We start from the raw sequence: 18,346 nt of genomic DNA, 5'->3' as shown, positions 1-18,346 counted from the left end.
CTGCCACTGACACACCTTGACAGCCATACGTTGCCCGGAACAGAACCCCGAACGGCGCGTCACGACAGGGCGAACGTTGCCTGATGCGGCACTAGAGACGGTCGCCTTCGGGTAGGACGGCGTCAGGATGGGTGAGGAGCCAGCGCGGGCCGACGGCGTGCGGGGGCCGACCCCTTGGGGCTTGCCGCGAAGATTCCTGCTGACGTAGTCGCGGACGCCGGCGCAGCCGCGGGGACAGCCCTGTCCCTTGATCTCCTCCCTTGGTTTCCAGGCGTTGGTGCAGCCTTCCTGCCAGCGCTGATCGAGGTTGACATCGCTGTGTCCCACTGCTGGACGGCCCGCAAGTGACCCACCATCGTCAGACCCTCCAACGGCAGGCCCCACGGTCGGCCTCGCTGAACGTCATCGGCCCCTTGCCTGCGAGCAGCCGTGACCAACTTGCCGAAGCTGCGCGGGCTCAACCCGGCAAACGGGCTTGTCCAAGACGGCTGCGACGCCGTGATCACTCACGCCACACCAAGATCATCCCGGCGCGGTCACAAGCGTGTGCTCACTCCCACCGTCACAGCTCCCACCACAAGTCCATGTTCTGGTGGACGCGCTCGCGCAGACAGCTTGAGTGGGAGTACACAAGCTGCCGCACGTTGCTGGAGTGCGCTGGACCAAGCCGGAGCTCATTCGCCTCCTGGTCCTGCTCGAGATCGACGACGAGCCAGCAGAAGCAACAGGTGGGGTTCCGGTCCACGACGCACTCCCTCGTAGTCTCGCCAATGGCGCACATCGCACCCTACGTCCGGAGCGACACGCCAAGTCGGGACAGTCTTTACTCCGTGATCACGAGTGCTACCAGTCGTTGAGTTGCAACCTTCCCCAGACTCAGCGATGGCCCTCAAAGCGGGGAGCACCGGGGAATCACGGTGAATAGCGGCCAGGCTGACAGGGCAGCACCCGGACCGTCTACTCAGGTCGACGCTGGAACGGTCCTTCAGTGATCACAGCTTCCCGAGCTCATGTCTCGTCTACGCGACCGTTCAGATGGAAGAGGAGCCACTCAAGCCGATCCGGTGTGACACCAAGTGACGAGGCCCAGCCGTGCATGGAACTGACGTAGGTGGCGTATCGGGTGGGCCAATGGCGGGTGCCGGCAGCCTTCAAGCTGGACCACCCGAGGGCGTTCAGCGAGCGAAAGACCCGGTCATCGAGGATCAAGGCCCGATCGCATGTGACTTCGCGATTGTCCACAGCCGCGAACCACTTGGTGAAGAATGATCGCCCTACTCCCTTGAGGACGAACTGTCGGTAGGCCCCGCTCAGGTCTCCGCCTTGGACCGCTTCGCGCGTGCTCCGAAGGACCCTAGGCATGCGCGGGTCGGACAGGGCTGCTTCGGTGTACCGCGGCCCCCGTCCGTTGGAGGTACCCGAGCCCCAGATCATGACAGCCACAAACAGGTCGCGGAGGCCATCGGGGTCGTCACCAGCATGGTCACGGAGCCGGGCCAAGTCGCTCCGCTCGATTAGACGGTCACTGCCCGACCCATTCGCAGATTCAACGCCGACATCGAGTACATGCGTGGCCGCGTGCGACGCCAACCACGGGCGCCACGTTCCTGGACGGAAGCGCACGGGCTTCTGTACGTAGTCGCTGTAGCGGACAACGAGCCTCTGAAGTTGCTCCACCATGTTCCCCCTGGCCATGACGGTGGCGTGCCGTGGGCCGTAGCGTATGGGAAGCCGACCATGAATGCAGGTGAACGACCGGCCTCACCGGCTTCGCCCTCCACCTGCTCCGGGACCTCGTTGCCGTGACAGCCGCACTCACCCTCCACTGGAGCTCCGGCAGCATCGAGGGCGCCGTCAACCGCATCAAGAAGATCAAAAGGCAGCTCTACGGACGAGCTGGTTTCCACCTGCTGCGGAAGATGATCCTGCTGCAGTAGCCCCGCAATACTCTCTTGTCGATCTCGTTGAGGGCGGTCATCAGTAGCCCCCTGAACTGCGCGGACTATCCTCGTTGGCCACGATCTGCCCTCCTCAAATCACTCTGGTTCCGAGCAGGCGCCGTGCAAGGATCTCGCCCATGATGACCAAGCCCACTCTGACGGAACGCCGCTCTCCATGGGTCGTGTTCACCTCCCCGGCCGACCCGTGGCTGGCGTCGGAAACGGCCGCGCTCCTGCACCAAAACGGTCTGGTCCTGCGGCTGGATGGCCGGGAGATGCGGGATCCGACGTCCGTCTTCCGCACCTTCGCCCAGGAACTGTCGTTCCTCGGCTCCTTCGGCCACAACTGGGACGCGCTCGTGGACTGCCTCCACGACTGGCATGGTCCCGGACACGGCAACCAGGACCTCGCGATCCTGATCGAGCACGCAGACGACCTGCTGAAGTCGGACTTCCTCGGGCTGTTCGTATCGGTCCTCGCCCAGGCAGCCTGGAACTCCAACCTGCACCTGGACGGCGACGGCGAACTCGATGAGGGGCGGCAACGTATCGCCCAGCACTTCGTCTTCCTCTTGGACCACACGGCACCCGTTGCCTTCACGGAGAAGGCAGCCCGCGGCATGGACGTGGCGGTGGCGCTCGCGGACGGCCGCCTGCTCGTCACCCTGACCGACGTCGACTGGCCTGGTGGGGATCCCGCGTCCGCTCCCTGGACGGCCGGCCCGCTTTCCTTCGCGGACGAGGAGATCCTCAGCGGCAGGAACATCGAGGGCATCAAGATGCTCCGAGACCACCTCGGCTGCTCGATCCAACAGGCCCTGGACATCCTCCAGTCCCGCTCTGAGTTCCTGCGCCGCGACCATTCGGATGGCTACAAGATGGGCAGCGCCAGCCAAGCGACTGGGTTCGCTGAGTAGACGCCCGACTCGATCAGACAGCACCCGCATCCTCGAACATCGAGGTGACGCTCCGCGACGACTCCCCAAGATCTGTGCCAGCACCGAGTTTCGGCAGCACTCGGCCTCCGCCGTGGGACGGTCGTGTTGGAGCAGAATGGCCTGTCCGGTGAGGCCCGGCCGATATTGCCTGGCGGGCCGGTACCCAAGCCGGGCAGGGTTCCGGGTGATGAGCGATGAGTACGAGATGTCATACGCCCACCCCGACTCCGTCCGGGGCCTGCTGCAACGGGGGCGTGGCCTGGGCGCGGTCCGAGCGCTCCAGGACCCGCGAGGATCCGCCGTGTTCGCGTACGACGGGATCCGCTGTGACTGGCGATGGCACGGGGCCGACGATCGGTCTCTGTATCTGGCGCGGCTGGTCCAGGACCTGGAGCTGTCCCCCACGCCGGTGGTGGATCAACTGGCGGAGGACGAGGAGTCCTGCTTGCGGGCCTGTGACCTCTTGGAGCTGCTGGCTCTCGCCGGATCGGACGAGGCCCGGGAGGGGCTTCGGATGCATATCCGGAAAGGCGAGCACTGGGTCCGCGTACTGGAGTCGGTGTCCGTCGCCTGGCCGACGGAGTGGTGGCAAGACCTCGGTGACGTCGCGCGTACTCGAATCGGCGCAGAGGCGGAGCTTCCACGGTTCTCCGAGCCGTGGACGAGGTTCGGGATCGAGACCCAGAGGCGCCCGTTCATTGCGCGGCCGTCGCTGGCCGGGCTCAGCACCTCAGAGCTCCTCGCCCTGCTCGCCGACGTCAGTACAGAAGGCACCACGAAGTGCGACGCACTGAGCGCGCTGAACGGCAGGGAGCCGACTGAGGGGCTGATCCCGCTCGTCCCGTTGTTGGGAACGTCGGACGGCCGCCGGCCCTTGCCCCGGCTCAGGCAGGCCGTTGAGCGCCTGGGCGCCCTCGCCGTTCCGGCGGCGCACGGCTGGGCACGGGACGACTGCTCCTGGCTGGCTGAGCTGGGTGCGGACATCCTGGCCGACCACCCCGGCCCCGAGGCGCTGCCGGGACTCGTGGAGGAACTGGCCAGGCAATGGGCGGAGCGGGCCTGGTGCGGCCCTGACCGGACGGCCCGGCGGCTGGCCCGCTTCGGGCCCGACGCCGGCGACGCTGTGCCCTACCTGCGGCGCTTCTGGCTGCATACCCCGCACTCCCACGAGCGGACCGCGTACCTGGAAGCACTCGCCGCCATCGACCGGGGCGGCCTGGACTACGTGTACACCGAGTCCCCACATATCCGTAGTGGATGTTCGAGGGAATAATCAGAATCCGGGAGTAGGGGCGAAACCCGGCCACCATGACGGAACACCGCCGGGACAGTGATACGTATCGCCCTCCCAGAATAGCGAGACGGCGCACCAGCAAACGGCGAGCATCAGCGCCCCGACGACAACGGCGCGGACCACGTGGTGCTCTCTGAGAAAGGCCCCGGCCCCCAGCCAGACGAGCATCAGAACGAACCAGAGAACAGGGATGAACATCAGAAGGAGAAAACTACCGTTGACGGAATTGCTCACGCCCGCGTCACAAGCGTTCCAGGACCGCCCCAGAACCGTGGCCGTCAGCAGGGCAACGGCCAGTACGACCACCGCGCCGAGACATCCATGCAGTCGTCGGCCACTCATACGCCCACCCTGCTCTTCGACCGAATCAAGAACCACAGGACACACTCCCAGTCGTAACTCAACCGCCATACCGAACAATATCCGAAGGTCCCGATTCGTTCCGTGCAGAACGAATCGGGACCCATAGGGCAATTTTCGTTACTTCTTCTTCACCTGGCCCGTTCCCTTCGCGTACATCTGCTCGACCGTATCGATCACCGCGGAATGGAACTGTTCCCTGGTAAGCCCGAGGCCATAATTGCCGAAAAAATCGATGCCAGTCTGCATCGTCATGTGATCCCCGGGATCGTCCTGTCCGACGAGGCTAGAATCACTGATCGAGGACGCTTTGATGAGTGTCTTGGAATCAATTCCTGCGGCCCGCCCCTCTGGGATTGTGAGGAGAGGGCGCGGCTGCTCGGGGTCGCCTCGGCACCCGCGAACCCGGAGATCCTGGGGCGGGTCGCCGTACTGCGCGATGATCCGATGGAGACACCCGATGTGCGAGCCGCGGCCCGAGCACGGCTGGTGGTCCCTTGACGAGCCGGTCCGCCGCGCCATCTGTCCCATGCCCGACCGCCTCTGGCACCCCGCCCTGGACCAGGTCAGGACACTGCGTGACAGCGCCGAGGCCGCCGAGCTGACCAGCATGGTCGATCTGGACGTTCCCCCGGCCGGCACCGGCTTCGGCTTGGCTGGACCTCACCACAGCTCCGCACCCCGAGGCAGACGGCCCCTGGACATGGCGGCTGTCGCCAGTGCCGCGGCGTCGGGGCGCCGCACGGCTGACAGGGTGTCAGGCGTTCTCTCCTGACGGCCCGTGAGCGGTCGTCACAGGAACGGTGGCTTGTCGGTCAACCAGTAGTCCGCATCCCGGACTTCCGCACATCGAAGGACAGACAACGTGACGTGCCTCGTTTGTGGTGGCGCGACGCCAGCCGCCCGCGAGGAGCTCCGCTTGAGCGGGCACTCGCCTTGACCGTCACCGTCCTGTGCACCCCCAGTTCCCCGCGTACGTACTTCCGGACGTCGTCCGCCGGACTACGTACCGTGACCTCATCGGAGACACGCCATGACCGACCGGATCCAGTTGCCCAGCCTCTCCACCGAGAAGGACTTCGACGGGGACGCGTTCTCGCCCATCTACACGACCACGGTGACCGTCGACGGCGGTGTGGCCGCGCACGGGCGGGCTTCTGGAAGGGCACGCTCGTCCGACGGTGTCCTGGACCTCGATCTGCGCATGCCCACCGAGCTGGGTGGTGACGGGCGTGGAACCAACCCCGAGCAGCTGTTCGCGGCCGGTTTCGCTGCGTGCTTCCACGGAGCGCTGAGCCTGGTGGCACGCCAGGAGGCGCTCGATCCGGCCGTCATCTCGGTGGCGGCCACCGTGGCCTTCGGGCGGGATCCGGAGGACGGGGGCTATCTGCTGCGCGTCGATCTGGCGGTGAAGTGGCCCGGTGCCGACCCGAAGGTGGCCGCCGCCTTGGTGGGGAAGGCCGACTCGCTGTGCCCCTACGCGCGTATGGCCTGGAAAGGCACGCCGACGACCATCGCCCTCACCTCCTGACCGGCCCGTCTCCTCACCCAGCGGCCGGCGCCGCGCGCGGCGGCTGCTTCTCCTGGGCCGGCGGCGGTCAGGAGGGGAACCAGAGGCCGGCCTCGGCGGCTTCCTCCTCGCCGACGGTGAACGCGGAGACCGCCATCTTGCAGGCCCGGTCCTTGATGTCGACGGGGCTGCGCGATGGCGTACACGGGTGGATCGTGACAGGTGAACATGCGCGACTTCGGGTCTCTTTTGCGATAAATGTCACTTCGCCCCTGCGGACTCATGTAGGTCCGCCGCCGCGCGGCCGATCCCTATCGCCGAGCGGCCTCGGGTCGGTGGGCCCTGCAACCAGGGCTCAGGCAGCCTCCTCCGCCACGTTCCGGGGCTCGCGTACCGTGCGGCGTCTCATGGCGCGACGTTCCCCTTCCGACGTGCCGCCCCAGATGCCCTCGACGGCGTCATCTCTGAGGGCCCACGCCAAGCACCGCTCCGTCACGGGACAGCGACGGCAGACCGCCTTCGCCTCGTCCGTCTGTATCAGCGCCGGGCCGCTGTTGATGTTGCCTATCGGGAAGAAGAGCTCAGGATCTTCGCTTTGGCAGAGCGCCAGTTCGCGCCAGTTCACGTCCACGGAACACCTCCTGCGGTGCGGGCGGATTCGGTCTCGGGGGGCTGATGAGGTGCGGAACGGTCCGGCGGAGGACACATCACGGTTCGTCCCATGGTGTGACCGGACCGGACGCCGTGTTGTGACACCAGACCCCGGCCGCGGGCCGCCGAGTGCGGCCCATGGCTCGCGGGCCCCAGGTACTGGGTGGCGTCCATCGAGGTGTTGTCCACCTGCCCTGCTGCCTCCTTGTTCCCAGCCGTGCGGTAGCGTGCCACGATGCTGTGAATACGCGAAACATAGTGTGGCTCAACGTTGTGAATCGGTCCCAAGCGCCCCCGCTTCCCCTGCGCTGGAAGCGGTCAGCGCGGCTGCCGACCGCCTTGAACCACCCGAATGTCGCCTGTTCGCCCCTCCGAGAAGGTCCTTGCGGCCGATACGAGGCCTGCTCCCGCAGCCCGGGCCGCGAAATCACCGCGCGGGACTGTCACGAAACGGTGCCACCGTCGGTCTTTGCAGGCGGAGGCGATCAGAACAGGCCAGACGCACCCACAGACCGCCGGACCGGATCCGGCGGTATGTGGAGAGCGGCCACAAGATCGCGTCCCGCGACACCATCGACGACCGGAGGAACGGAGACATCGGGATCATGCATCCAGAGGCGTCCCCCGAAGAGGGCAATCTGAGTGAGGCCGTGTCTGTCTTCGTGGAGATCCGACCGCGTCTCTTCGGAATCGCCTACCGGATGCTGGGAAGCACGACGGAGGCGGAGGACGTCGTCCAGGAGGTGTGGCTACGCTGGCAGAGAACCGATCGTTCCGTGGTGATCAGCCCCGTGGCGTTCCTGTCGAGCACCACCACGCGGCTGGCCATCAACGTGGCACAGTCCGCACGTGTGCGCCGAGAGACCTACATCGGCCCGTGGCTGCCCGAGCCCGTCGACACCAGCGACGATGCGCAGGTCGGCGCCGAACGAGCGGAGGCTCTGGAACTCGCCCTCCTCCTGGTGCTCGAGAAGCTCACCCCGACCGAGCGAGCGGCGTACGTCCTGCGAGAAGCCTTCGACTACGGCTATGCGGAGATCGCGGAGATACTGCGGCTCACCCCCGTCAACATCAGGAAGATCGTGAGCAGGGCACGCAAACACCTGACGGAGGACGAGCGCGACAGTGTGGACACGGCCGAGCACCGTCGCCTGCTGAACGCCTTCGTCGCTGCTGCCCAAGAGGGTGACGTCGCCTCGCTGGAGGCACTGCTCACCCCGAACGTGGTCAGTCTGTCCGACGGTGACGGCCTACGGGGCGCAGCTCGCGTGCCCGTCCTGGGACGTGCCCGGGTGGCGAACCTGTCGACGTCCTACCCGCGGTTCTGGCCGAGGGCCGAGGTCAGACTGGTCGAGGCCAACGGGCGTAGCGGGATCCTCCTGTACCGAGACGGCCGGCCCACCGTCTTCGTGACCATCGCGGCCACGCGCAGGGGCATCCACCAGGTGATGTGGGTGTTCAATCCGCACAAGATCGCCGCCTTCTTCGACTCCGGTTCCCGCTACGCGACCGCCGTCGGCTCTTGACGGACGGCCCGCCCCGAGCGCCACATCACGGGCGGGGCCGGTTCCAGGCGCGCAGCTTGTCGGGATTGAGAATCACCCAGACCTGCACGACCCGGGAACCGGCGATGTCGAGGCTGATGACCGCGGCGACCTGGTCGTCGTAGCGGGCGACGAGGCCGGTGCGTCCGTTGACGGAATGGGTGTGCAGGGCGGTACGGGGATGCCGGGCGAGCAGCGTCAGTAGGCTGCGGGTGATCTGTCCGCTGCCGTGGATGGGCCGGGTCTGCGTCCTGATCCTGCCCCCGCCGTCGAAGAAGGCGATCGCGTCGGGGTCCAGCAGGGACGCCAGAAGGCCCGCGTCCTCGTCGGCGCACGCCCGTCGCACCGCGTGGGCGATCTCGTCCTGTCGGCGTGGCGATGTGGGCTCCGCGTGGCGATCCCGAAGGCTCTGCCGGGCGCGCTCCACCGGCTCGACGCAATTCGGCGTTGTGCGGTCCGGCGTTGTCCGGTCCGGCTCGGACTGTCCGACGGTGCCCGCGACCGCACGCGGCGTCATCCCGAACACGTCGTCGAGCGCGAACGCCGCCCTTTCGGCCGGGGACAGCGAGTCCAGTATCCGAGACAGCACCGCGCGGACCTCCGCCTCCAGCCCTGCCGCACGGGCGGGCGTGCCCGACAGCGGACTCTCGTCCCCGTCCGGCAGCGCCAGCGTCGCCAGACAGATTCCACCGACGGCTCGTGTCAGCCATGCCCGGGGCGCCAGCACCCGCGCCCGCTCCGTGTCGGAGAGCCCGTACCACTGCCTGTACGCCTCGTTGGTGACTCGCTCGGCCGCGATGGGGCCGCCCAGCATCCAGTGGGCGACCTCCAGCAGGTGCCGCCGTTCGTCGAGCAACTCCGCGATCGGCACGGCGTCACCGGCTCGATCCATACCGCGCCCCCCCTCTCGACCGGCCCGCCAGCGCCACCGTCGCCGCCCCGGCATACGCACCGGAACGCTACCCGCGGTGTGCCCGAACGCCGCTCCAGCGCTCGAAAACGGCACGGGTCTCCCCCCGCCCTGTCGGTTGTCCCCTAGACCGGACAAGAGAGGAAGTTGTGACATCATCCTGGCGTCACACAGGCCCACTGTCTCCGTCCTGCTGTCTCCCGTCGGAACACATCCGTCTCAGAGACAGCACAGTGTGTTCGGAGACGAAGGCCTCGCGTGTGTACTGGACCGATTCCCGCGAGTCGACTGGGGGTTCACTCCGTCCCCTGGCCACGATCACCCGGTCATCGTGGCGATGTCACTCCGGCGTCCCTGATGACAAGCGTGCCTCACACGCCCGCCCGTGCACGCGGATTTCGATCGCCGCGGCCCTCCCCATCCCCCGTCCCGCGAGCCGTGGCACCACCGGATCCGTGACGAACGCGCGCCGCCCGCCTAGATGTGCCGACCTGAGCGCGGTGTCACAACCGACGTCGTCCCGCGGTCAGGTAATCGACCGCGTCACACGGCTCGCTGTGCGCGACCGACCAACCAGGACTGGGAGCACCATGTCGCGTGATAAGACGTTCCTGATCGTCGGGGGCGGCCTGGCCGCCGCGAAAGCAGCAGAGGAACTCCGCGAGCACGGCCACGACGGGCCGATCGTCCTCATCGGCGACGAGCGGGATCGGCCCTACATACGGCCGCCGTTGTCCAAGGGCTACCTGCTGGGCAAGGAAAAGCGCGAGTCGATCGACGTGCACCCCGAAGGCTGGTACTGGGAGCACGGAGTCGACCTGCTGCTGGGTACGAGCGTGACGTCGGTCGACGGGAACGCCCGCGAAGTCACGCTCGAAGGCGGTCGTCGCCTGCCGTACGCCAAGCTCCTCCTTGCGACGGGTTCCTCTCCGCGCCGCCTGTCCGTCCCGGGGGCGCACCTGGACAATGTGTTGTACCTGCGGCGCGTGGGCGACAGCGAACGGCTCAAGGCCGCCTTCACCGCGGGGGCGCGTATCGTCGTCGTCGGCGGCGGCTGGATCGGCCTGGAGGCGGCCGCGGCGGCTCGGACCGCCGGGGCCGAGGTGACGGTGCTGGAGCACTCGGAGCTGCCCCTGCTGAAGGTCCTGGGGCGGGAGGCGGCCGAGGTGTTCGCCGGCCTGCACAAGGACCATGGCGTGGACCTGCGCCCCCGCGCGCAGGTCGAACGCCTCACCGGGACCGACGGCCGCGTCGACGGGGTGCTCCTCGCCGACGGCAGTCACCTCCCTGCTGACGCCGTGGTGGTGGGCGTGGGCGTCACACCCAACGTCCGGCTAGCCGAGGAGGCGGGCCTGGAGGTGCGCGACGGCATCGTCACGGACGAGTATCTGCGGACTTCGGTGCCCGACATCCACGCCGCCGGTGACGTCGCCAACGCCTACCATCCGCGGCTCGGCCGGCACCTGCGCGTGGAGCACTGGGCCAACGCGCTGCACCAGCCGCGGACCGCCGCGCTGAGCATGCTCGGCAAGGACTCGGCGTACGACCGGCTGCCGTACTTCTACACCGACCAGTACGACCTCGGGATGGAGTACACCGGCTACACGGACCCGGGCGGCTACGACCGTGTCGTCTTCAGAGGGTCGCTGGACGAGCGCCAGTTCATCGCCTTCTGGATGTCCGGGAACCAGGTTCTCGCGGGTATGAGCGTCAACGTGTGGGACGTCATCGAGCCGATTCGTTCCCTGATCGAGTCCAAGACCGGAACGGACGACGCCGTCCTCTCCGATCCCCGGATCACGCTGGAGAGCCTTCTCTCCTGACGGGCAGGCCCTGAGGACGGGGCAAGGACCGGGCACCCCATGGACTGCGTCGCAATCGCTCCGCAGCGGACAGCGGCAAGTTCTCCGTCTCGAACCGCTTCTCAAACCGCTGGACAACCTCGTCATGGTCGCGGTCAGCCGCGTCCCTGCGTGGTGACCGAGGCCGGTCACCGGGGACCACAGCATGGCCGGGTGAGGCGTCCTGGAGCATCTTGGCCACGGTGATCCAGCTCTTCGGCCCTGCGTCGTCGCCGGCCCCGTGCAGGTGCGCCGCATGGTTGTCCGACACTGTGTTGCATCTTTCATCGGTTGCACGACCGTTTCGTTTCATGACCAGGCACGTGGCGGATCCGTGACGCAGACAACAACGCCGTCGCGTGCTGTGACAGGACCGTCACGCACACGGACGTGCGGGCGCTGACCAACCCGGTGGGGCAGACCGATTGCGGAGGGCTCGGGCCCTTCCCGAGCGAGGACTCACCAGGAGCAGCGCGCACGCCGCGCTCGCCGATGCCGGTGCGTCCGGCGCAAGCGGAACCGATACATCGAAGACAAGGTTGGGCACAACCTATGCGAACCCCCGCCCGCCGGGCGCTCCGGAACCAACTTGTAGGGTGGCGATGTCGGAGCCCGGAGGGACAGACATGCACTCTGATCACACCGTTGATTCCCTGGATCAGGCGACGAAAGACTTCGTCGCCGCACGCCCGCAACTCTTCGGCATCGCGTACCGCGTGCTCGGCAGCTCCACGGAAGCGGAAGACATCCTTCAAGAGGCGTGGTTGCGGTGGCAGAAGACCGATCGCACCACCATTCTTGAGCCCACGGCGTTCCTGGCCACGGTCACCACCCGTCTGGCCATCAACTTCGCGCAGTCAGCGAGGGTGCGACGCGAGGCGTACGTCGGGCCCTGGCTTCCGGAGCCGATCGACACGAGTTCAGATCCTTACGTAGGTGCGGAGCGCGCGGAGGCCGTCGAACTCGCGGTGCTCTTCCTGCTCGAGAAGCTGAATCCTGTGGAACGAGCCGCCTATGTCCTGAGGGAAGCCTTCGACTATCCCTACGCACAGCTCGCGGACATCCTGGAGACGACGGAGGCCAACGCGCGACAGCTGGTGAGCCGGGCGCGCAAGCACCTGGCCGCGGAACGCCGTGAGCGCGTCAGCCCAGCTGAACACCGGCGCCTGCTGAGCGTGTTCCTCTTCGCCGCGCAGACGGGTAACCTGGGAGCGCTCGAAGACGTTCTCGCCGCAGACGTTGTCAGCTACGCCGACGGTGGAGGGGTCCGAGGGGCCTCGAAGATCCCGGTCGTCGGACGTTCCCACGTTTCCAAGTACCTCGTGGCTTTCGCTCCGCGGTTCTGGCCATCGGCGGACATCAGGTGGGTCGAGGCCAACGGGCGACCGGCCGTTCTCGTGTTCGTCGATGGCAAGGCCATGGCTCTCCTGTCCGTCGATGTGTCTTCCGAGGGCGTCGATCGGATCATGTGGGTGATCAACCCGGCCAAGCTGGAGGCCTATGCCACGGCCGTGGCTGGTTGATTACCCGCGGAGTTCTCTGCGATCCACCCGACGACGGTGACCTTCAACGGCGGCACCCTGGCCACCGGCAGGCGACGAGCGACGGAAACACCGGCCACGATGACCGTCGCGACGCGTAGCAGGCAACGCGGTCGCCAGATCGACGGTCTTCGCCCAGGCCACCGTCACACCGCCTTCCTCTCTGCTGTGCACCTCGACGTCGACGTGTCGCAGAATTGCCGAGATCCGCTCATCACCCGGGAGGAGAAGACCGTAGATCTCTCCCCAGCCCCCTCGCACAGCATGGTGAGCGAGGTGGAGCAGTAGCCGGGTACCGAGTCCACTGTTCTGCCGTTCGTCCTCCACAAGGAGCGCCGCCTCAGCGCTGTCTCCATCCGGCATGAGGTGCCCCAAGGCAACGAGACGGCCCGACGCGTCCTGCGCGGCCAGATGCACCGAGCCCGGCCGGCCCAGCAGCGCGGCGAGGTAGGTACGCGGATCTCCCATCGCCCGGTGGTACCGGCTCCACAGTGTGTGCGTGGAGCACCTGCCATGCATCGCGGCGGCACCCTCGATCTCCTCGGGGCCGATCCGAACGATCCGCGGTAGGCGGCGCATGTGTTCTCTTTCCGAAGCCATGTGCACTGGGCACCGGACATGAGCCGGCGTGACTGGTTGGAAGTCGTGACCTCGCAAAGAGGACCGAACAGCGCCGCACAGCGTGACAACGCTCGAGCAGCGCGCGCGTCTCCGCGTTCCCGCCCCACAACACCGGGAACGCGGTGGGGCTTTCCGCGCCACGGCCGCCGACGGCACCCGCCCTCCGGAGAGACATGGTCACGTCCTGGTGAAGCGGCGGCCTCGGGCCGTCACAGCCGCCGCACGCACCACCCCCTGCACGCGGGTTGTCGCACTTGCGCGGCTGTCACAAACATCCGCATCGCCCGGTCCTAGAGATGAGAACCAGGCGATCGGAGCCCTCATGTCTGTCAGAGAACAACGTCTTTCCGCAACGGTGCTGGTGATCGGCACCGGCGGAGCCGGCCTGCGCGCGGCGATCGAGCTGGCCGAAGCCGGTATGGACGTCCTCGCCGTCGGCAAGCGCGCCAAGGACGACGCCCACACGGCACTCGCGGCCGGCGGCATCAACGCGGCCCTGGCCACGATGGACCCCGAGGACAGCTGGCAGCAGCACGCCGCGGACACCCTCAAGGAGAGCTACCTGCTCGCCGATCCCCGCACCACCGAGATCGTGACCCGCGGCGCCGCCCGGGGCATCGACGATCTGGAGCGCTACGGCATGGCCTTCGCCAGGGAGGAGGACGGCCGTATCTCGCAGCGGTTCTTCGGCGCGCACAAGTTCCGGCGCACCGCCTTCGCCGGCGACTACACCGGTCTGGAGATCCAGCGCACACTCATCCGCCGGGCGAGCCAGCTCAAAGTCCCCGTGCTCGACAGCGTGTACATCACCCGGCTCCTGGTCCACGACGGTGCCGTCTTCGGTGCGTACGGCTTCGACCTCACCAGCGGGACGCGGTACCTGATCCACGCCGACGCCGTCATCCTCGCGGCCGGCGGACACACCCGTATCTGGCGGCGTACCTCGTCTCGGCGCGACGAGAACACCGGTGACTCGTTCCGGCTGGCCGTCGAGGCGGGAGCCCGGCTGCGCGACCCTGAGCTGGTCCAGTTCCACCCCTCGGGCATCATCGAGCCGGAGAACGCGGCCGGGACGCTGGTCAGTGAAGCGGCACGCGGCGAGGGCGGCATCCTGCGCAACCGGCTGGGCGAGCGGTTCATGGAACGCTACGACCCCGAGCGGATGGAACTCTCCACCCGCGACCGCGTGGCACTCGCCTCGTACACGGAGATCAAAGAAGGCCGCGGCACGCCCAACGGTGGAGTGTGGCTCGACGTCTCGCACCTCCCCCGGCGGACGATCATGAACCGGCTCCCCCGGGTCTACCAGACGCTGCTGGACCTGCAGATGCTGGACATCACCCGCGATCCGATCGAGGTCGCGCCGACCGCGCACTACTCGATGGGCGGTGTCTGGGTCAGGCCCGAGGACCACAGCACCGACGTCCGTGGTCTCTATGCCATCGGCGAGGCGTCCAGCGGCCTTCACGGCGCCAACCGCCTCGGTGGCAACAGCCTCATCGAACTGCTGGTCTTCGGCCGCATCACCGCGCGGGCGGCCGCCACCTACTCGGAGTCGCTGCACGCGCAGCCGCGGTCGACGGCCGCGGTGGCCGAGGCCCGGGCGGAGGTCGACGGACTCCTTGCCGCGGACGGGCCGGAGAACGTCCGGGCCCTGCAGCGGGCCATCCGCAACACCATGACCGAGCACGCCGGTGTCGTCCGTGACGAGGAGGGGCTGCGGGCCGGACTCACGGAGCTGAGCGCGATCGAAAAGCGGATGGAGGACGTCGGCATCCATCCTGACATCGCCGGCTACCAGGACCTTGCCCACGCCTTCGACCTGAAGGGCGCGGCCCTGGCCGCGCGGGCCACCCTCGAGGCAGCCCTCGAGCGCCGTGAGACACGTGGCTGCCACAACCGCAGCGACTATCCGACGATGGATCCCGCGCTGCAGGTCAACCTCGTCTGGTCCCCGAGCACAGGTGTCACCAGGGAAGCCATCCCCGCCATTCCTGAGGAGATCTCCTCTCTGATGGAAGAGGTGTCGACCGACGGAAAGCTCGCCGAATAGCGGTCCATGTCACAAATCTGATCGCACCCCTGTCTTTGATGGTGAAGACCAACCTTAAGGATGCGGGGAGGGGGCGGGAAACCCCCCACAGCCCCTGCCTATAGGAAACCCTCGAAAGGATCTCCATCATGAAGGTCGTAGTAATCGGCGGTACCGGACTCATCGGCTCGAAGGTCGTGGAAAAGCTCAACCAGCACGGGCATGAAGCAGTGCCGGCCTCACCCAACACCGGCGTCAACACGCTGACCGGTGAGGGTCTGGCGGATGTGCTGAAGAACGCGGCGGTCGTCGTCGACGTATCGAACTCCCCGTCGTTCGAGGACAATGCGGTCATGGAGTTCTTCCGTACCTCGACCACCAACCTCCTCAAGGCCGAGGCCGAGGCAGGCGTCACTCACCACGTCGCGCTTTCCGTCGTAGGAACGGAACGCCTCCAGGGAAGCGGATACTTCCGGGCCAAGCAGGTCCAGGAGGAACTGATCAAGGACTCTGGTGTTCCGTACTCCATCGTCCACGCAACCCAGTTCTTCGAATTCGTGAAGGGCATCGCGGCCTCGGCGACCGACGGTGACACCGTGCGACTGGCCCCCGTGAAGATCCAGCCGGTCTTCTCCGACGACGTGGCCGCGACCGTGGGCCGTACAGCCGTCGGCGCGCCCGTCAACGGCCTGGTCGAGGTCGCGGGCCCCGACACCTTCCGGCTCGACGAACTCATCCGCAAGGGTCTCGCCGCCAAGAACGACCCGCGCACCGTTGTGACCGACCCTCACGCTCCGTACTTCGGTACCGAGCTGGAGGAGTCCACGCTCCTTCCGAGTGCCGACGCGCACCTCGGTGACACCCACTTCACGGACTGGCTCGCACAGCAGTAACACGTACGCCCGGGGGGTCCTGGCAGCAGGACCCCCTGGACCTCCTCCCCCGAATCGCTGGACGATCCGACCTTTACCGGAACACTCAGGGGAGATACCGCCCGAAAGAAGCCGCTCGCATGCCCAAAAGCCGCAGCCGGGATGGGAAACCCATCGCAAGGTTGAACAGAGCTACGCCCACCATCTACATCATCGACCCGGCTCGCAGCATGATCGGCTTTTCTTTTCGGAACGCGGCATTCTCCGATGTCTACGGTTCGTTCGACTCCTTTGAAGGTCTGCTCAAACTCGACACCGTTGACCCTCACCGTTCCGAGGCCTACATGAGTGTGCAGACCGGAAGCCTGGACACAGGGAATCGGCAGACGGACGAGCATCTCAAGGGTCCTGGCTTCTTCGATTCAGCGACGTTTCCTCTGATGACCTTCCAATCGATCGGTTTCGAAGACACGGAAAACGCGGCTGCGCGTCTCACCGGCGATCTCAGAATAAGGGACACGGAACTACCCATCACCATTGACCTCAAGCCGACTGGGACAGGTCACGAGGCGATGGGAGAGGAACGGGTGGAATTCGAAGGTAAGGCGGCACTCAAGCCATTGGATTGGGGATTCGTCTGGAACAGGCGACTCCACGCGGGGGCCGTACCGAAGAGCAGCGAGATATCACTGGTCATAGACCTCTCGGCAATTCGAGCCTTCCAGGCGCCCCCTTCCTGACCATCCGCCTGCCGCCGTGCTGGAGTGACCCGGACGGCGATCCTGACCCACCACTGAAGTTCATGGGAGGCCGCCGTGCTGCCGACGCCGGCCTCAACTGCCCAAGCCGGGCTTCCCAGGGATGACGGAATGACCGGCTTGCGCGCGCCGCCCCGTGGGACCGGGGCGGCGCGCACCCCCGCCGGGTGGTGTACCTCTGGAGCGGAGAGGGACACCACCCGGCCCACCATCGCGGTCCCGCGCGCAGCAGATCGCGGGCATCGGTTCGCACCGCTCCCCGACCTGGCATCGGCTGGGAGCACTTGCGCATGCCGACGCTGGAGCAGTCACTCACCACGGTCCACGTCGAACGCCGAGTTGTGATGCGCGAGGGAGGGATACGTCATGGCACGTCCGGACGACGCGGTACCGATCGCGGAGCTGCTCGACGAGAGGCGCCATCTGCTGGATATCGCCTATTGGATGCTGGGCGACACCAGCGAGGCCGAGGGAGTCATTGACGAGACCTACCGCCGGTGGTTCGAGCTGTCCGAGCCCGCGCGAGCGGACATCAAGGCACCCCGCTCGTGGCTTGCGAAGGTCGCAGGCAGTATCTGCGTGTCCCGGCTCGCTGTGGCTGAGCGTGAGCACGTGCGTGTCAGTGACAACAGACTTGCCGACCAAGCGGGAAGCGACCACCGGATTGCGCTCGAGGAGGAGATCAGCGAGGTTCTGCTGCGTGCGCTGGACTCCTTGTCTCCTGCTGAGCGCGCGGCGTTCGTACTCAACGACGTCTTCGGGATGAGACCGGGCGCGGTCTCCGACATCGTGGGCCGGTCGGAGCCGGAGTGTGCCGAGCTCGCCGGCCGCGCGCGCAGCAGTCTCCAGGCCCATCGCGCGCAGCCGACGACGCCACAGCAGCATGACGCGATGGCGCACCTGCTCCGGAAAGCCTTCGTGGCGCAGGACTCCTCTCTCTTGGCCTCACTGCTCGCACCCGATTCCACAGCTTTCTTCGACGGCGGCGGCAAGGTCCGCACCACCATCAAGCCGGTGCATGGCAACGTCCAGATCGCGAACAGTCTGCTGACTCTCTTGGCCCGACGACCGCGCACGACACTGCACACCCGGTCCGTCAACGGACGCACCGGCGTCGTCGCGCGTTACGACCACCAGGTGGCCGCCGTCATCTGCTTTGATGTCGCGGCCTGTCACGTCGTGCAGGTGTGGGTCATCCTCAACCCGGACAAACTGCGCTCGTGGAACCAGCCCGACACCAACCGACCTTGGTCGACGGCCTAGGACGTCGCTTCCTTCCGCCCGCTGACATGGCGGTTCAGGCAGTCGGACGGCCGGCTGAGCGGGTCACTGGCGACGGATGGTGGCCGCCGCCACCCTTGAGCGCTCAGGTGCTCGTCCACTCGGCCGGGAGCTTGTGTCGCAGCGGATCACTGTGCGCGGTTGTCACATCTCCCGCGGCTGTCCGGTCACTTCCACGGTGGCTCCACCACCGCGTGTCCATCGCGCAGAGAGGAAGGACGTCCATGAGGTCGCGAACCGGTATCGCCCGGCG

Annotated in this window: 16 protein-coding genes and 2 pseudogenes; 12 read left to right on the top strand and 6 right to left on the bottom strand. The window is 66.9% G+C overall.

The genetic code is table 11. From position 1 onward, the window contains the following. Positions 1-365: 365 nt before the first annotated feature. Together ACWCQK_RS28590 and ACWCQK_RS28585 are read right to left on the bottom strand one after the other, a co-directional pair. Positions 366-506: pseudogene (locus ACWCQK_RS28590) on the bottom strand (IS5/IS1182 family transposase); the annotation flags it as partial. 502 nt (positions 507-1,008) lie between these two features. Further along, a complete protein-coding gene (locus tag ACWCQK_RS28585) occupies positions 1,009-1,680 on the bottom strand; it encodes an 8-oxoguanine DNA glycosylase OGG fold protein (protein WP_451159738.1) in 672 nt (223 codons plus the stop codon). 80 nt (positions 1,681-1,760) lie between these two features. Between ACWCQK_RS28585 and ACWCQK_RS28580 the strand changes: the two are divergent. From ACWCQK_RS28580 to ACWCQK_RS28570, 3 genes and pseudogenes are all read left to right on the top strand, one after another. Next, positions 1,761-1,937 (top strand): annotated as a pseudogene (locus tag ACWCQK_RS28580) (ISL3 family transposase); the annotation flags it as partial. 143 nt (positions 1,938-2,080) lie between these two features. Continuing rightward, positions 2,081-2,857 (top strand): barstar family protein, encoded by a 777-nt coding sequence (locus ACWCQK_RS28575; protein WP_451159736.1) that lies wholly within the window; start codon positions 2,081-2,083, stop codon positions 2,855-2,857. A 208-nt stretch (positions 2,858-3,065) separates the two neighbouring features. Continuing rightward, positions 3,066-4,151: a hypothetical protein gene (locus tag ACWCQK_RS28570; RefSeq protein ID WP_451159734.1), complete on the top strand. Its 1,086-nt coding sequence runs from the start codon at positions 3,066-3,068 to the stop codon at positions 4,149-4,151. Here ACWCQK_RS28570 and ACWCQK_RS28565 read toward each other — a convergent pair whose 3' ends face one another. Beyond that, positions 4,152-4,478, bottom strand: a complete 327-nt coding sequence (locus tag ACWCQK_RS28565; RefSeq protein WP_451159732.1) for a hypothetical protein — start codon at positions 4,476-4,478, stop codon at positions 4,152-4,154. A 174-nt stretch (positions 4,479-4,652) separates the two neighbouring features. Beyond that, the gene (locus ACWCQK_RS28560; protein ID WP_451159730.1) at positions 4,653-5,063 is read right to left on the bottom strand and encodes a hypothetical protein; all 411 of its coding nucleotides are present in this window, start codon (positions 5,061-5,063) and stop codon (positions 4,653-4,655) included. Between the two features lie 502 nt (positions 5,064-5,565). Here ACWCQK_RS28560 and ACWCQK_RS28555 point away from each other — a divergent pair. After that, positions 5,566-6,063, top strand: coding sequence for an Ohr family peroxiredoxin (locus ACWCQK_RS28555; protein ID WP_451159728.1), 498 nt, complete (start codon positions 5,566-5,568; stop codon positions 6,061-6,063). Positions 6,064-6,397: 334 nt separating this feature from the next. Here ACWCQK_RS28555 and ACWCQK_RS28550 read toward each other — a convergent pair whose 3' ends face one another. Further along, positions 6,398-6,667, bottom strand: coding sequence for a WhiB family transcriptional regulator (locus ACWCQK_RS28550; protein WP_451159742.1), 270 nt, complete (start codon positions 6,665-6,667; stop codon positions 6,398-6,400). A gap of 631 nt (positions 6,668-7,298) precedes the next feature. Here ACWCQK_RS28550 and ACWCQK_RS28545 point away from each other — a divergent pair. Continuing rightward, the gene (locus ACWCQK_RS28545; RefSeq protein WP_451159726.1) at positions 7,299-8,219 is read left to right on the top strand and encodes a sigma-70 family RNA polymerase sigma factor; all 921 of its coding nucleotides are present in this window, start codon (positions 7,299-7,301) and stop codon (positions 8,217-8,219) included. Between the two features lie 25 nt (positions 8,220-8,244). Here ACWCQK_RS28545 and ACWCQK_RS28540 read toward each other — a convergent pair whose 3' ends face one another. Beyond that, positions 8,245-9,129 (bottom strand): RNA polymerase subunit sigma, encoded by an 885-nt coding sequence (locus tag ACWCQK_RS28540; protein WP_451159724.1) that lies wholly within the window; start codon positions 9,127-9,129, stop codon positions 8,245-8,247. 608 nt (positions 9,130-9,737) lie between these two features. Here ACWCQK_RS28540 and ACWCQK_RS28535 point away from each other — a divergent pair. The 7 genes from ACWCQK_RS28535 (at position 9,738) to ACWCQK_RS28505 (ending at position 18,075) form a co-directional block, all read left to right on the top strand. Beyond that, a complete protein-coding gene (locus tag ACWCQK_RS28535; RefSeq protein ID WP_451159722.1) occupies positions 9,738-10,970 on the top strand; it encodes an NAD(P)/FAD-dependent oxidoreductase in 1,233 nt (410 codons plus the stop codon). Positions 10,971-11,614: 644 nt separating this feature from the next. Continuing rightward, positions 11,615-12,511, top strand: a complete 897-nt coding sequence (locus ACWCQK_RS28530; RefSeq protein ID WP_451159720.1) for an RNA polymerase sigma-70 factor — start codon at positions 11,615-11,617, stop codon at positions 12,509-12,511. A gap of 36 nt (positions 12,512-12,547) precedes the next feature. Continuing rightward, positions 12,548-12,817 carry a hypothetical protein gene (locus tag ACWCQK_RS28525; protein ID WP_451159718.1) on the top strand — a complete coding sequence of 90 codons (270 nt, stop codon included), beginning with the start codon at positions 12,548-12,550 and terminating at the stop codon, positions 12,815-12,817. A 655-nt stretch (positions 12,818-13,472) separates the two neighbouring features. Continuing rightward, positions 13,473-15,203, top strand: coding sequence for an L-aspartate oxidase (locus ACWCQK_RS28520; RefSeq protein WP_451159716.1), 1,731 nt, complete (start codon positions 13,473-13,475; stop codon positions 15,201-15,203). A gap of 128 nt (positions 15,204-15,331) precedes the next feature. After that, complete coding sequence (locus ACWCQK_RS28515; RefSeq protein WP_451159714.1) at positions 15,332-16,075, top strand: SDR family oxidoreductase; 744 nt, start codon at positions 15,332-15,334, stop codon at positions 16,073-16,075. A 119-nt stretch (positions 16,076-16,194) separates the two neighbouring features. Further along, complete coding sequence (locus tag ACWCQK_RS28510; RefSeq protein ID WP_451159712.1) at positions 16,195-16,794, top strand: YceI family protein; 600 nt, start codon at positions 16,195-16,197, stop codon at positions 16,792-16,794. Between the two features lie 384 nt (positions 16,795-17,178). Further along, complete coding sequence (locus ACWCQK_RS28505; RefSeq protein ID WP_451159710.1) at positions 17,179-18,075, top strand: sigma factor-like helix-turn-helix DNA-binding protein; 897 nt, start codon at positions 17,179-17,181, stop codon at positions 18,073-18,075. The last annotated feature ends 271 nt before the right edge of the window (positions 18,076-18,346 follow it).

It is taken from the genome of Streptomyces sp. NPDC002306 (assembly GCF_053593435.1).
Note: the sequence above shows the minus strand (reverse complement) of the source record. Positions and strands in the feature narration are given on the sequence as shown.